We start from the raw sequence: 14,079 nt of genomic DNA on the forward strand, positions 1-14,079 counted from the left end.
GCCTAACGTCTGCATCCCACACGCCCTTGTTGGAGTTCTCAGGCAGCAAATATCTGCTTAATGAGCAACTGCTATTTTCCTGAGTCTCCGACAAGCTGTCGGCGCAGAACACATTTATGTTTCAAAATTAAATGAGGAAATAATGATCTGTTATTTTTGGTTTCAGCTCGCTAACGAAGACTTGTCGGAGACCCAAGGGGAATTATATGCTGACTTAATTGTTTTCTGAGGCCTTGGGAACTCCGACAAGGGCGAAACTTGACAAAGTAGGATTAACAATGATATAAATTAATTGTAAATTAGTCGCTTAGCATCAATTAATTAAAAAATATAATCATGGATGAGTTAGAAATAAATTATCAAGCAGTATACTATCATCCAATGAATATAAAGGGATTGTCAATGAATCTACTTACTTTTGGTTTTAGACAATTTGCTACAACAAAGAGGATAGAGAAGATTGATTTGATTAAGAAGTTAAGTGATGATTATGATCCAACAACATCACCAAAGGTTGAAGATTTTCAAGAATTAATTTTTGAGCAACTTGTTGACACAATCAAAATTACCATTTGCTTTGAAAATTTAATGAAGGCAAAACTACTTCTAACAGGTCATGTAATTCATAAACTAGATAAAAATATATTTCCTGAATTATATAAGGAACAGTTTGCAAGGCCAATTCTTTTTAATGAAATAAGAGCTATAAAGGACTGGGAAATAAATAGTAAAATTAAAACTGATCAAGTGGGATTAAAAAACTACATTCATGGGATATTAAAAAATACCCTAGGAATGAAAGAACTATTGTCATCAAGATATATTGAAATAATGAATCTGGATGAAGATATTCTAAGTTTATGTAAGCGTGATTTCGAATATAGAAATAATGTTCATTATTATATTCAGGAAAAACTAAGTATTGGCAAGCAATCTTACTTTGATTTAACTAAAATCATTGATTTCGTGAATGACGAAATGGTTAATTTACAAAATCAGCTTGTAGATAACTTAAACGTGGGAGAAAACAGGAAAATTAAAAAAATACCATATTAACCCACCCAAACCCCTCATCCCCAAACTCTCCCCACCAAGTATTAGGAATTCTCCCCAAATCCCCTATATTTGTATTAATACGAACACGCTTTAGGGGTGTCGCGATACAAAATGTTTCATTGCGACTGAGATTATACCCTTTGAACCTGATCAGGCTGATACCTGCGAAAGGAAAAAGTGACCGAAAACTTTTGCAGTTTTCACCTCACCATTCAATATCTCATGCCCGTAAAGCTGTTGCTTTCATTTCACTATTTACTCAATTCAAGTAATGAACGTTATTGTCAACAACAAACCACTCGAATTGCCGGATGCATCACGCATTCATGCAGTTTTTGAAAAACTCTCCATCACCAGTCCGCAGGGAATCGCTATTGCTATAAATGAGCAAGTAGTACCCAAATCGGAGTGGGAGAGCTGCGTGTTGAAAGACAACGACGCAGTATTATTAATTCGTGCAACACAAGGAGGATAAACATGACAACTGAAAACACCAACATGGCGCCGCAAATTACGCGCGAACCATTAACAGGATCACAAAAAATCTATGTGACTGGAAAGATTCACCCAACTGTAAAAGTTGCAATGCGTGAAATCATATTAGAAGACACCGTGATTCATTCAGGCCTGAAAGGTGCTGCTGAAAAACGTCAAAAAAATCCATCCGTTACGGTATACGATACCAGCGGCCCGTACACCGATCCAAGTGTAGACATCGACATTCGTAAAGGTTTGCCACGTTTGCGCGAGCAATGGATTTTAGATCGTGGAGATGTAGAAGAACAAAAAGAATCTTTTTCTGAATATACACAGTTGCGTAACAACGATCCAAAATTGGATCACTTACGTTTCGATCACTTGAAACAACCGCTGCGTGCAAAGGCTGGACAAAATGCTTCGCAAATGCACTATGCGCGTAAAGGTATCATTACGCCGGAGATGGAATACATCGCCATTCGTGAGAACAACCGCATCGAAGAATTGCGTGCGGCAGATGGTTGTATACAATCGCTTTGGGAACAACACCCAGGCAACGATTTTGGCGCATCTATTCCGAAAGTTATTACACCGGAATTTGTACGTTCAGAAGTGGCTAGAGGTAGAGCGGTTATTCCTTCCAACATTAATCACCCAGAAAGCGAGCCGATGATTATTGGTCGTAACTTCTTAGTGAAAATAAATACAAACATTGGTAACTCTGTGGTAACATCTTCGATTGAAGAAGAAGTAGAGAAAGCCGTGTGGAGCTGTCGTTGGGGTGGTGATACCCTTATGGATCTTTCTACAGGTAAAAATATTCACGAGACACGCGAGTGGATTATTCGTAACTGTCCGGTGCCAGTAGGTACGGTTCCGATTTACCAAGCACTTGAAAAAGTAAATGGTAAGGCAGAAGATTTAACGTGGGAGATTTTCCGCGATACCTTGATTGAACAAGCAGAGCAAGGTGTAGATTACTTCACAATCCACGCAGGTGTATTGTTGCGTTACATTCCTGCAACAGCAAAACGTGTTACAGGTATTGTTTCTCGTGGTGGTTCCATCATGGCGAAATGGTGTTTGTCGCATCACAAAGAAAACTTCTTGTACACACACTTCGAAGACATTTGTGAAATCATGAAAGCATACGATGTTGCTTTCTCGTTGGGAGATGGTCTACGTCCGGGTTGTTTGGCGGATGCAAACGATGAAGCACAATTTGCGGAGTTGAAAACATTGGGTGAATTAACTGAGATTGCTTGGAGACACGATGTACAAGTTATGGTTGAAGGTCCGGGTCACGTGCCGATGCACATGATCAAAGAAAACATGGACAAGCAATTGAAGGAATGCCACGAGGCACCGTTCTACACACTTGGTCCGTTGACAACCGATATTGCACCAGGTTACGATCACATCACATCTGCAATTGGTGCAGCTATGATTGGATGGTTCGGTACAGCCATGTTGTGTTATGTAACTCCGAAAGAACACTTGGGTTTACCAAATAAGAAAGACGTTAAAGATGGTGTAATGGCGTATAAGATTGCGGCACACGCTGCCGATCTTGCGAAAGGCCACCCAGGAGCACAAAATAGAGACAACGCATTAAGTAAAGCACGTTTCGAATTCCGTTGGACAGATCAATTCAACTTATCCTTGGATCCTGACACGGCACGTGAATACCACGATGAAACGTTGCCAGCGGAAGGCGCTAAAGTTGCCCATTTCTGCTCGATGTGCGGACCGAATTTCTGCTCGATGAAAATTACGCAGGAAGTACGTGACTACGCAGATGCAAACGGACTGAACGACGTGAGCATTCTTGAAGAAGGAATGAAAGCGAAGTCGGAAGAGTTTAAGAAAGTAGGAGAGATTTATTTATAAGCCTTCGGCTTACAAATAAATAAATTCCAAAAAACAAAAAACAAATTCCAAATGCGCTCACCGTTATTGGTGGTTTATATTTCGCATAAATACCTTCAAGGTTTTTAAAACCTTGAAGGTCTAAAAGAAGAAGGAAAGCCAAAATGAAATTGAATTCTAAAGCAGTTTGGAATTTGTCTTTTGTTATTTGGAATTTTATTAAAACGAGAGCATTAGTTAAAATTTAATATGTACACTTCGTTAGAAAAACCATACGTCCTCTCCATCGCCGGTCTAGACCCGACGGCAGGTGCAGGTATTCTTGCAGATGTGAAAACAGTTACTGCAACGGGGAGTTATGGTTTTGCGGTGGCAACCTGTTTGACGGCGCAAACGGAAGATACATGCGAAAGCGTGCAGTGGTTTTCGATTAAAGAAATCACAACGCAGTTAAAACCTTTGCTTGAGAATTATACGATTGAATATACCAAGCTTGGTGCAATGAAAGATTTGTCGATGGCAACAGATATAATAGATTATGTGTTGAGCATACAATCCAATATGAAATTTATATTGGATCCGATCTTAAGTACCTCTTCCGGCAAAGAGTTTATGAAGTTGAATGCAGATATTAAATCCCTGCTTTCAAAAGTGTATTTGATTACACCCAATTATCCAGAGATACAAATGCTGACCCAGGATCAGAATGCCTTAGAAGCAGCCATGATTTTGTCGATGCATACAAACGTGTATTTAAAGGGTGGGCACTCTAACGAAGAGACATTAGTCGATCGTTTGTTTGTTGCGGGAGAAATGATTGAGTTTCCCAAAGAGCGTAATGCCGTTGCAAAGAAACATGGCAGTGGTTGCGTATTGTCGTCAGCAATTACTTCATTTCTTGCACAGGGTAATTCATTACATGAAGCAAGTGAAAAAGCGTCGCAGTATATGTGCGGGTTTTTTGATTCTTCAAAAACAAAATTAGGTTTACATTAAACATAAAAAATATCGATGGTAATTTCAAACGTGCATTATATTACCGATTCCACACAAGGTTTAGAACCCTTATTAAAAGCGGGACTGAATTGGGTGCAGCTGCGCGTGAAAAACCGCAGTGAAAAAGATATGTACAATATGGCAGATTCGTTTGTTGCCTTGTGCGAAAAATATAAAGTCTATTCCATCATCAACGATTTTCCGAAGCTTGCAAAAAAAGTAGGTGCAGATGGCGTGCATCTTGGCAAACAAGATATGTCGCCAGCAGAAGCACGTGCCTTACTTGGTAAAGATTTCATCATTGGCGGAACGGCTAATACTTTCGAAGATGTGGAAGCCTTATACGAAGCAGGTGTAGATTACATCGGATTGGGTCCCTTGCGTTTTACTGAAACAAAAAAGAATTTAAGTCCAGTGTTGGGCTTAGATGGCTATGCAGACATTTTGCAAAGCTGTCAGGCAAACAGCATACGTATTCCCATCATCGCGATTGGCGGGATTGTATACGAAGATATAGCTGCCTTACATGATATAGGTTTACATGGTGTTGCGGTATCGAGTGCAATTAAAGGAGCGAAGAATCCAACAAGTATGGTGAAGGAGTTCCTTTCAGCACATGCGCACTAAATTCCAAAAAACAAATAACAAAAAACAAACGGCCGGAATAATACAACTGGCGCCGTGGTCTGTGACACACTGACCACTAAATCTATAAACAATGATGGCCTGTGTGTCACAGGCCATGGTGAGGCACACAACTGGCGCCAGTCTTCAGACTGGTGTCTATCATTCGGCAGTCTTTGACTGCATTTGATTAAACAGTAGGTAGTCAAAGACTACAAAAAGCAAAGACACTAGTGCCGCTTCGCTTAATACTAGCGCCAGAGGAATATCAGCGTTAACAAAGATGGCCTGTGTGTCACAGGCCATGGTGTTAGCAATCCTTCAAGGTTTTAAAAACATTGAAGGATTAGTTTCTAAGTGCAAATCTTAATCTAAAGCAGTTTGGAATTTGTTTTTTGTTATTTGGAATTTAGTCACAAGAATCAATTATAAGCTCATAAACCAACCATCATGGGTGATCAATTAAAAATAGCAGACAAAACATTCACAAGTCGCTTATTCACCGGTACCGGTAAATTTTCGACTGGGGAAGAAATGTTCCATACCTTGCAGGCTTCTGGTTCTGAGTTGGTAACGGTTGCCTTGCGCCGCATCGACATGGACGGGCAGGAAGATGATATCTTACAGTGGTTGAAAAAAGGAAGTTTTGATTTATTGCCAAATACATCTGGTGCACGCAATGCAAAAGAAGCGGTCTTTGCTGCTACCTTAGCACGCGAAGCCTTAGGTACAAATTGGTTGAAATTAGAAATTCATCCCGACCCTAAATATTTAATGCCCGATGCGATTGAAACATTAAAGGCTGCAGAAGAATTGGTGAAATTGGGTTTTGTGGTACTACCCTATATTCATGCTGATCCGGTGTTGTGTAAGCGATTGGAAGAAGTAGGTTGTGCAGCAGTAATGCCTTTGGGTTCGCCGATTGGTAGCAATAAAGGATTGCGTACACGCGATTTCTTAGAAATAATTATAGAACAAAGTACGGTGCCTGTGATTGTAGATGCCGGCATTGGTGCTCCGTCGCAAGCGGCAGAAGCAATGGAAATGGGTGCATCTGCCGTATTGGTAAATACAGCAATGGCTGTTGCTGGCGATACACGAGCAATGGGTAAAGCCTTCGGAATGGCTGTTGAAGCAGGACGTATGGCCTACTTAGCAAAACTTGCGCCTGTTAGTAATGCAGCGCATGCAAGCAGTCCCTTGTTGTCATTCTTGAATGATTTATAATAACTATGGCAGAATTTAAAGAAATCTTCGAAAACTATTCTTGGGATGAAGTATCCACTTCCATCTATGCTAAAAAAGCTATAGACGTGGAGCGTGCTTTGTCGAAAGAGCAATTGAATTTGGAAGATTTTAAAGCCTTGATTTCTCCTGCTGCTGAAGCGTATTTGCCACAAATGGCAGAACGAAGCCATCAGCGTACCTTGCAACGTTTTGGCAAAACCATGCAAATGTATGTGCCCATGTATTTGTCGAACGAATGTCAAAATATTTGTACGTATTGCGGATTTAGTATGGACAATAAACTGATGCGTAAAACTTTAACCGATGAAGAAATTCTTCGTGAAGCAGAAGTGATTAAAGCCATGGGATTTGACCACGTGTTGTTGGTGACAGGTGAAGCAAATCAAACGGTTGGTGTTCCGTATTTGAAACATGCAATTGAAATCTTACGTCCACACTTTGCACAAATCTCCATTGAGGTGCAACCCTTGGACGAGGACGAATATAAAATATTGATTGATGCAGGGGTATATGCTGTATTGGTATATCAAGAAACCTATCATCAAGAAGAATATAAAACCCATCACCCGAAGGGAAAGAAATCGAATTTCAATTATAGAATTGAAACTCCCGATCGTGCAGCAAAAGCTGGCATCGATAAATTGGGTTTAGGTGTATTGATTGGTTTGGAAGATTGGCGTGTAGATAGTTTTTTCACTGCCGCGCATTTGAATTATTTGGAGAAGCATTATTGGCAAACGAAATATTCCTTGTCATTCCCGCGCTTGCGCCCGTATGTGGGTAATACGCAACCAAAAGTAATTATGAACGATCGGGAGTTGGTGCAATTGATTTGCGCCTACCGTTTATTCAATCAAGAATTAGAACTTTCTATTTCAACACGCGAAACAGAAGCGTTTCGAAACCACATTATAAAATTAGGCATCACCTCGATGAGCGCTGGTTCAAAAACAAATCCGGGTGGCTACGAAGTGGCAAAGGAATCCTTAGAGCAATTTGAAATCTCCGACGAACGCAGTGCACAAGAAATTGCAACGATGCTGAAAGGGGCAGGGTATGAGCCAGTGTGGAAGGATTGGGAAAAGAGTTTTGATGTATAGCTGGTGCCAAATTGCAAATTGCAAATTCCAAATAACAAAAAACAAATTCCAAACGGCCATAGAATGCAAATCTCTCTGGCGCCAGTCTTCAGACTGGTGTCTATCATTCCGCAGTCTTTGACTGCATTTATATAAAATCAGTCAAAGACTGGAAAATAAAAAACACCAGTCTCGCTTCGCTAAAGACTGGCGCCAGAGCTCCGAGCCTAAAGCATGATACAAACACCTTCAAGGTTTTAAAAACCTTGAAGGTCTGAATTTATTACTTATTTAAAATGTACAACCTAAGATAAAATTTTACACGCCTTAAGTTTTCCGCCTTAGGCCTTAAGTCCCTTCAAAATGAATAGATATTCCCGTCAAACAATCCTCCCAGAAGTTGGCATCGAAGGTCAAACCAAACTTACCAACGCATCTGTACTTGTTGTTGGTGCTGGCGGATTGGGTTCTCCTTCGTTGTTGTATTTAGCAGCAGCAGGCGTTGGTCGTATTGGGATTATTGATGCAGACAAAGTAGACGTTACAAATTTGCAGCGACAAGTGTTATTTGTTACAGAAGACGAAGGGAAGTCGAAAGCAGAGATTGCAGCGAAACGCTTACATGCTTTGAATCCTGAAATTATCATCGATGTATATCCGGTATGGTTATCGAAAGATAATGCGTTGGAAATTTTTGAAAGCTATGATATTGTGGTAGATGGTTCTGATAATTTTGCTACACGTTATTTGGTAAATGACGCATGTGTAATATTAAAGAAGCCATTGGTTTTTGGTTCTATTTTCAAATTCGAAGGACAAGTAAGTGTATTCAATTACAAGGGTGGACCTACTTACAGATGTTTATTTCCTGAGCCTCCAGCAGCAGGTGAGGTGCCGAATTGTTCTGAGATAGGAGTGATTGGTGTATTGCCGGGTATAATAGGAACGCTGCAAGCCAATGAGGTGATTAAAATCATTCTTGAAAAAGGGGAGGTGCTAAGTGGAGTGTTATACATGTATAACGCCTTAAGTAATGACGTTCAGAAATTAAAAGTATTTAAAGATCCTGTTGCAAGTGTCGTAACAGAATTGGGTATCTACGAAGAAGTATGTGAAACGTCTCCCGATATCGACAAAAAAACATTCGAATCTTGGAAAGAAAAGAATGTGGATTTTCAATTAATCGATGTACGTGAGCCTCACGAATACGAACAAAAAAATATCGGCGGAGAATTGATTCCGATGAATACCGTTAAAGATAATCTAAATCGCATACGTGAAGATATTCCAGTGATCGTGCACTGCCAAATGGGTGGCCGTAGCAGAAAGGTTGTTGATTTTTTATATGGGAAAGGGTTTAAGAACGTATACAACCTACGTGGTGGTTTGCGTGATTTTTAATGATTTGTGGGTAGGTTGTAAATTCCAAATAACAAAAAACAAATTCCAAACAGAGGAAAGATCTTGTCGAAATCCTTCAAGGTTTTCAAAACCTTGAAGGATTCGTTTTGAACGCAAGCTTATTTCCCCTGGCCAGTCTTCAGACTGGTGTCTATCATTCGGCAGTCTTTGACTGCAATTGATAAATAAACATGTAGTCAAAGACTACAAAAATAAAAGTCAACAGTCACTGTTTCGCTAAAGACTGGCCAGATTGACTTTTATCCGTTTGGAATTTTTATTTTGTGTTATGGAATTTCTACTTCTTAGTAGTTTGGAATTTGTTTTTTGTTTTTTGGAATTTATCGATTGTTAGAGAACAATAGCTTGATTGTTGCTACTGGATCCCTAGCACCCCAAACTGACCCTAAAAGCCCCGCTCCATCGAAACCACTTTTTTTAACCAATTCAATATTCTCTTCGTCGATGCCACCTAACCCCATAATGGGTATGGATGTATTCTTTTTAAGCTCAAAAACCGATTCTGTTAACTCTTCGTATGTTTTATTAGATCCGTAACTTTGTTTGGAAATACTTTCGAATAAAGGACTGTAAAAAATGTATTCAAACGAATGTTTAAGATGTGCCGCATCTTTAATGCTATGAATGGATGTGGAGACGATGTTTAATTCATTAAAACTTAAATTAGAGCCTTTTCTATCCCGTTCTTTAAGGTGAATGCCCTTAACTTGAAATTCTTTTGCTAAAGAATGGTGTTCATGCAGAACAAAATGCGAGAGCAAACGGTTATGATTCTGTAAGTACTTCTTATAGCTTTCTTTATCAAAATTAGGTTTGCGTATATGTATTTGACAACCATATTCTTTCACAAGAAACTCTAGTATATGTGATTCATCTGGATGTCCCGTTTCAGGCGTTATTACTACGATCTTAAACATATATAAATGTAACATCTTCAATTGATTATTGGAAAGATTTGGTTAAATTATATTAAACCAGTTATAAAATTTAAACATGAACAAGATGAAAAAAATCGTTTTTATCGTTGCTTTGCTAGCAACCAGCTTTATTTCCAATGCAGAAGATTCAATTCGTGTAATGCGTTCTTTGTCTTTTGGATATCAACAAACACAATTCACAGGTTTATCTTCTCAAATGAAGACTACTTATGGAAATAACTTCAATATTGATGGAGGTGCTTTTGTATTAAGTGCGTCTGAATTTACAATTTGTCATAGAATCATGTTTGGAGGCGAATTAGGCGGATTGCGTAGCACACCTGCTGATGATGCATTATCTTCTGCTAAAGTAATGCAAGGTTTTGCTTATTTTAACCTTGGTTATTTGGTTGTAGATAAATCATCTTTTATGCTTTATCCGTATGCAGGTATAGGTGGCGTATACAGTGGTGTGACAATCAAAAATAAAAATGGAATTGACATTGTTGATCCACAATATAGCATAAAGGCAGGTCAAAGTGGTTACTTCTCTAATACAGCTTTGAGTTTTAATGGTGGTGTTGGTATGCGTAAAAATATTACCTGTTCAAAAACAAAACATATCATGCAGTTGGGTTTAGATTTAGGTGTTCATGTTACTCCAACAAACAACGACTTTAAATACAATGGAACGAGAGAAAGAGTTTCTTCTTTCGGTTCGGCTAGCAACATTGGTTATTATGCTAAATTAACCATCGGTGGCATGCTAAGTGCTGCATGTTCTGATATGATGATGGGTTGCAAAATGAAATAAAAACTTTAGTATTACACACGTTGAAATGGTTTGTTGCGTATGCAGCAGATCATTTTTTTGTTTGATACCTTACATAAACTCAGAATGTATGATTCTAAATGAATGGTCGTGTATAGGTGTTTTGTTGCAATCAAATTTGATCAATACTTAAAGCTTTACTATTTTCTCAAAATAATCATTTATAATTCGTAATAAATACAATTTTTATAGCCGTTTTAGTCAAAGGTACGAGTGTGTCCATTATGTGTTGAAAGTATCGAATTATATGTAATAGTAATTTTCATAGAAACGTTTATATTGGGTTATAATTAAGAATTGAAACATACCTGTGTTATGGAAAATAGAAAGAACGTAATTGTTATTGGCGGTGGTTTTGCTGGAGTACAATTCATTGAAAATTTAGATGAGAAATTATTTAACGTAACACTGCTAGATAAAATAAATCATCATCAATTTCAACCCTTATTTTATCAGGTTGCGACCTCTCAATTGGAACCTTCAAGCATATCCTTTCCGTTTAGAAAAATTTTTCAAAATAAAAAAAATGTGCAGATTCGTTTAACTGAAGTTACTGCAATTAATCCAGAAACGAATACGGTTCATTCTACTATTGGCGATTTTACTTATGATTATTTGGTTATTGCTGCCGGATGTAAAACTAATTTTTTTGGAAATAAGGTAATTGAAGAGAATGCATTTACCTTAAAGTCTACGAGCGATTCTATTGAACTTCGAAATCATATTCTTATAAATTTTGAAAAGATAATTTATGCTTCAAAAGAGGAACAAGAAGCATTATATAATATTGTGATCGTAGGTGGCGGACCAACAGGTGTTGAGCTTGCAGGCGCTTTTGCAGAAATACAAAAACATATTCTTCCAAAAGATTATCCTGGAATTGATTTTTCAAGATTGAAAATTATAATCATTGAAGGTAGTCCAAATACGCTCAATAGCATGAGTGATTTAGCGCATACAGCTTCTCGTATGTACTTGGAAAAACTAGGCGTAGAAATTCATACCCAACTTGTTGTGAAGGACTATGATGGAAAACGAGCCGTATTAAGTGATGGAAAAATAATTCCAACTTCTAATTTAATATGGGCAGCCGGAGTTACGTCTAATACATTTGAAGGCTTAGATGCATCTGTCTATGCGCACTCGAACAGAATGAAAGTGGATCGCACAAATTTAGTGCAAGGGTATAAAAATGTATATGCAGTTGGTGATATTGCTTATATGGAAACACCGAAATATCCCAAAGGGCATCCGCAATTAGCGAACGTTGCTACAAATCAAGCAAAAACACTTGCAAAGAACTTAAAAGCAATTCAAACAAAAAAAGAATTAAAAGAGTTTGAATACAAAGATCTAGGATCTATGGCAACTATAGGGAAAAATAAAGCAGTGGTTGATTTGCCGTTCATTAAGTTTAAAGGGATCTTAGCTTGGTTTACGTGGATGTTTGTGCACTTGATGTTGATTTTAAGTGTTAAAAATAAACTCATTATTTTCATTAACTGGGCTTGGGCTTACTTTACGAAGGATACATCATTACGTTTGATATTGACACAAAAGAAGAAGAATATGTAATGTGAATTATGAATTATGAATTATGAATTATGAATTATGAATTTATAATTCATTGTCAACAACTAAGTTAGTAGTTTTATAAAAATAGCAGAAAATCTCATAAAAGAAAAGCAGCCTTTAGAGCTGCTTTTCTTTTATGAGAAAATGTGTAATAGCTATTAATTATTTTTTTGAACAAAAAAGTGTTTGTTGTAATTAAATAAAAAAATATTTTTAAAGGCTGTTATAAATTTACTCATTGCTTTTTATAAATTGAATTTTTTTAAAAAAGCATCCTTGTTTCTTCTTGAAACCTCAATTTCTGAATTGTCTGTCATCACAACATTTCCTCCACCCTCACCTTTGATATATTTTTTTAGATATTTGAGGTTGATTAAATGAGACTTATGAATTCTCCAAAAATTATGTTCACTTAATAAGTTTTCAAACTCCTTTAGTGTTTTACTCGCAACTTGTTTATCACCATTTTTGAAAAATACGGTTGTGTAATTACCATCAGCTTCGCATCGTACGATTTCATTTATTTCAGAAAAAACATATCCTTCTCGAACATTTAAAATAATCTGTTTTAACTCACTGAGGTCTTTGGTTTCGTTTTCTAATAAGTATGCCATCCGCTCATTTACACTAGAGCTAATTTTAAATTTTCCTATGGCCTCAATCAATTCTGTTTTGTCAACTGGTTTTAAAAGGTAATCCAATGCACTATGTTTGATTGCTTTTAGGGCGTAATGGTGGTGGGCTGTTACAAAGATTACTTCAAAGTTGATTTCTTTTAGTTTTTTTAATAAAGAAAAGCCATTCATGCCAGGCATATCTATATCAAGAAAAACCAATGCGGGATTCAATTCTTCTATCATTATCAAGCCTTGCTCTCCAGAAGATGATTCTCCAATTATTTCCACTTGCGGGCAATACAGTTTTATCAATGTAGATAAAACTGTCCTTCCATCTTTTTCATCGTCTATTATTATTGCTTTAATTTTTTCATTCATAGCTGGTTTCAATTTTTATGTGTGCGATTGTTCCACACGGATTGTTGTTATCATCATACAAATCGGATATGTGTAAATCTGTTTTTAAGTGGTATGTTAATTCAATTAGTTTAAGACGTTCTCTAACAATGGAAATCCCTTTTGATTTATGTACTTTTTTTTCTTGATGTATCGTTTTCCTACCAACCCCATTGTCAATTATTTGTACATGGAGTATTTTACCTTCTAGATAAACATTTATGCGTAAACTTTTATTGCCTGCCTTTGGCATAAGACCATGCCAGATGGCATTTTCAACAAAGGGTTGAATGATAAAGGATGGGAACTCAATGTCATCCGTTTCCATATTTGTTGGAAATCCTATTGTATATGTGAAGCTGGTGCCGAGCCGCATTTGCTCAATAAATAAATAATTTTCAATAAATGTAAGTTCGTCAGAAAGTGGTATAAATACTTGTTCAGAATAATTTAGGGTGTCTCGTATTAACTTTGAAAAACGTGTCAAGAAGTCCACTGCTTGCTCTTTTTTATCCGTCAATATGCGCTCAAGAATGGAATTTAAAGCATTGAAAATAAAATGCGGATTCATTTGTTTTTTTAATTCAATGAGATGCATGGATGCATTTTTTTCTCGTGTAGTGATTAGCTCTAAATGCGTTTTATGTTTTTCTCTTTCTGAATTTTTAATTGATTCTGTTATACCAATAGATAAAAAAATGAATTGCAGAATAACTCCTATGTTGAGTGCATACACTGTAAAAATGGAAGATGGAAGCCAATTTAAATACTCCAGACCGAATATTAAAAAGAATATGTTTAAAATAATAAAAGAGCATACAAACCATTTTGCACTTTTGTTGCCATTTTTATATTTATTCAAACCAACCCATAAACAAAATTGAATAGCAAGAATATTGAATAAAATAAAAGTAGGCATGGAAAAATAAAAGGTTTTGAGTACTACTACTGATAATTCAATACAAATAATG

13 protein-coding genes, 1 pseudogene and 1 riboswitch are annotated in these 14,079 nt (G+C 37.1%); of the genes and pseudogenes, 11 read left to right on the forward strand and 3 right to left on the reverse strand.

The genetic code is table 11. From position 1 onward, the window contains the following. Positions 1–336: 336 nt before the first annotated feature. From Q0543_RS00445 to Q0543_RS17005, 9 genes and pseudogenes are all read left to right on the forward strand, one after another. Positions 337–1,056, forward strand: a complete 720-nt coding sequence (locus Q0543_RS00445; RefSeq protein ID WP_299247512.1) for a hypothetical protein — start codon at positions 337–339, stop codon at positions 1,054–1,056. Between the two features lie 82 nt (positions 1,057–1,138). After that, a riboswitch (TPP riboswitch) is annotated at positions 1,139–1,247 on the forward strand. A gap of 80 nt (positions 1,248–1,327) precedes the next feature. Next, positions 1,328–1,531 (forward strand): sulfur carrier protein ThiS, encoded by a 204-nt coding sequence (gene thiS / locus Q0543_RS00450; RefSeq protein ID WP_299247515.1) that lies wholly within the window; start codon positions 1,328–1,330, stop codon positions 1,529–1,531. A gap of 2 nt (positions 1,532–1,533) precedes the next feature. Further along, entirely contained in the window at positions 1,534–3,423 is a 1,890-nt protein-coding gene (gene thiC / locus Q0543_RS00455) for a phosphomethylpyrimidine synthase ThiC (RefSeq protein WP_299247518.1), read from the forward strand. Positions 3,424–3,651: 228 nt separating this feature from the next. Beyond that, complete coding sequence (locus tag Q0543_RS00460) at positions 3,652–4,398, forward strand: hydroxymethylpyrimidine/phosphomethylpyrimidine kinase (protein ID WP_299247521.1); 747 nt, start codon at positions 3,652–3,654, stop codon at positions 4,396–4,398. Between the two features lie 15 nt (positions 4,399–4,413). After that, positions 4,414–5,025 carry a thiamine phosphate synthase gene (locus Q0543_RS00465; RefSeq protein ID WP_299247524.1) on the forward strand — a complete coding sequence of 204 codons (612 nt, stop codon included), beginning with the start codon at positions 4,414–4,416 and terminating at the stop codon, positions 5,023–5,025. Positions 5,026–5,472: 447 nt separating this feature from the next. Further along, positions 5,473–6,249 (forward strand): thiazole synthase, encoded by a 777-nt coding sequence (locus Q0543_RS00470; RefSeq protein WP_299247527.1) that lies wholly within the window; start codon positions 5,473–5,475, stop codon positions 6,247–6,249. A 5-nt stretch (positions 6,250–6,254) separates the two neighbouring features. Then, entirely contained in the window at positions 6,255–7,370 is a 1,116-nt protein-coding gene (gene thiH, locus Q0543_RS00475; protein WP_299247530.1) for a 2-iminoacetate synthase ThiH, read from the forward strand. A 339-nt stretch (positions 7,371–7,709) separates the two neighbouring features. Then, positions 7,710–8,417 (forward strand): annotated as a pseudogene (locus Q0543_RS00480) (HesA/MoeB/ThiF family protein); the annotation flags it as partial. A gap of 99 nt (positions 8,418–8,516) precedes the next feature. Then, positions 8,517–8,750: a rhodanese-like domain-containing protein gene (locus tag Q0543_RS17005; RefSeq protein WP_366799897.1), complete on the forward strand. Its 234-nt coding sequence runs from the start codon at positions 8,517–8,519 to the stop codon at positions 8,748–8,750. Positions 8,751–9,091: 341 nt separating this feature from the next. Here Q0543_RS17005 and Q0543_RS00485 read toward each other — a convergent pair whose 3' ends face one another. Next, complete coding sequence (locus Q0543_RS00485; RefSeq protein WP_299247533.1) at positions 9,092–9,688, reverse strand: thiamine phosphate synthase; 597 nt, start codon at positions 9,686–9,688, stop codon at positions 9,092–9,094. Between the two features lie 85 nt (positions 9,689–9,773). Here Q0543_RS00485 and Q0543_RS00490 point away from each other — a divergent pair, with 85 nt between their 5' ends. Together Q0543_RS00490 and Q0543_RS00495 are read left to right on the forward strand one after the other, a co-directional pair. Further along, a complete protein-coding gene (locus Q0543_RS00490; RefSeq protein WP_299247537.1) occupies positions 9,774–10,502 on the forward strand; it encodes a hypothetical protein in 729 nt (242 codons plus the stop codon). A gap of 333 nt (positions 10,503–10,835) precedes the next feature. After that, complete coding sequence (locus Q0543_RS00495) at positions 10,836–12,095, forward strand: NAD(P)/FAD-dependent oxidoreductase (protein WP_299247540.1); 1,260 nt, start codon at positions 10,836–10,838, stop codon at positions 12,093–12,095. A 245-nt stretch (positions 12,096–12,340) separates the two neighbouring features. Here the strand turns inward: Q0543_RS00495 and Q0543_RS00500 are convergent, their stop codons facing one another. Together Q0543_RS00500 and Q0543_RS00505 are read right to left on the reverse strand one after the other, a co-directional pair. After that, positions 12,341–13,090: a LytTR family DNA-binding domain-containing protein gene (locus Q0543_RS00500; RefSeq protein WP_299247543.1), complete on the reverse strand. Its 750-nt coding sequence runs from the start codon at positions 13,088–13,090 to the stop codon at positions 12,341–12,343. Beyond that, a partial coding sequence (locus tag Q0543_RS00505) for a histidine kinase (RefSeq protein ID WP_299247546.1) occupies positions 13,083–14,079 on the reverse strand: 997 nt, incomplete at its 5' end. The genes Q0543_RS00505 and Q0543_RS00500, both read right to left, overlap by 8 nt.

The organism is uncultured Cytophaga sp. (assembly GCF_937863595.1).
Lineage (GTDB): Bacteria > Bacteroidota > Bacteroidia > Cytophagales > Cytophagaceae > Cytophaga.

Excerpts from the sequence above, each read along its gene's own strand:
- Q0543_RS00470 (WP_299247527.1), top strand. The coding sequence starts at position 5,473 with ATGGGTGATCAATTAAAAATAGCAGACAAAACATTCACAAGTCGCTTA.
- Q0543_RS00445 (WP_299247512.1), top strand. The coding sequence starts at position 337 with ATGGATGAGTTAGAAATAAATTATCAAGCAGTATACTATCATCCAATG.
- Q0543_RS00490 (WP_299247537.1), top strand. The coding sequence starts at position 9,774 with ATGAAAAAAATCGTTTTTATCGTTGCTTTGCTAGCAACCAGCTTTATT.
- thiH (WP_299247530.1), top strand. The coding sequence starts at position 6,255 with ATGGCAGAATTTAAAGAAATCTTCGAAAACTATTCTTGGGATGAAGTA.
- Q0543_RS00465 (WP_299247524.1), top strand. The coding sequence starts at position 4,414 with ATGGTAATTTCAAACGTGCATTATATTACCGATTCCACACAAGGTTTA.
- Q0543_RS00485 (WP_299247533.1), bottom strand. The coding sequence starts at position 9,688 with ATGTTTAAGATCGTAGTAATAACGCCTGAAACGGGACATCCAGATGAA.
- thiC (WP_299247518.1), top strand. The coding sequence starts at position 1,534 with ATGACAACTGAAAACACCAACATGGCGCCGCAAATTACGCGCGAACCA.
- thiS (WP_299247515.1), top strand. The coding sequence starts at position 1,328 with ATGAACGTTATTGTCAACAACAAACCACTCGAATTGCCGGATGCATCA.
- Q0543_RS00460 (WP_299247521.1), top strand. The coding sequence starts at position 3,652 with ATGTACACTTCGTTAGAAAAACCATACGTCCTCTCCATCGCCGGTCTA.
- Q0543_RS00495 (WP_299247540.1), top strand. The coding sequence starts at position 10,836 with ATGGAAAATAGAAAGAACGTAATTGTTATTGGCGGTGGTTTTGCTGGA.
- Q0543_RS00500 (WP_299247543.1), bottom strand. The coding sequence starts at position 13,090 with ATGAATGAAAAAATTAAAGCAATAATAATAGACGATGAAAAAGATGGA.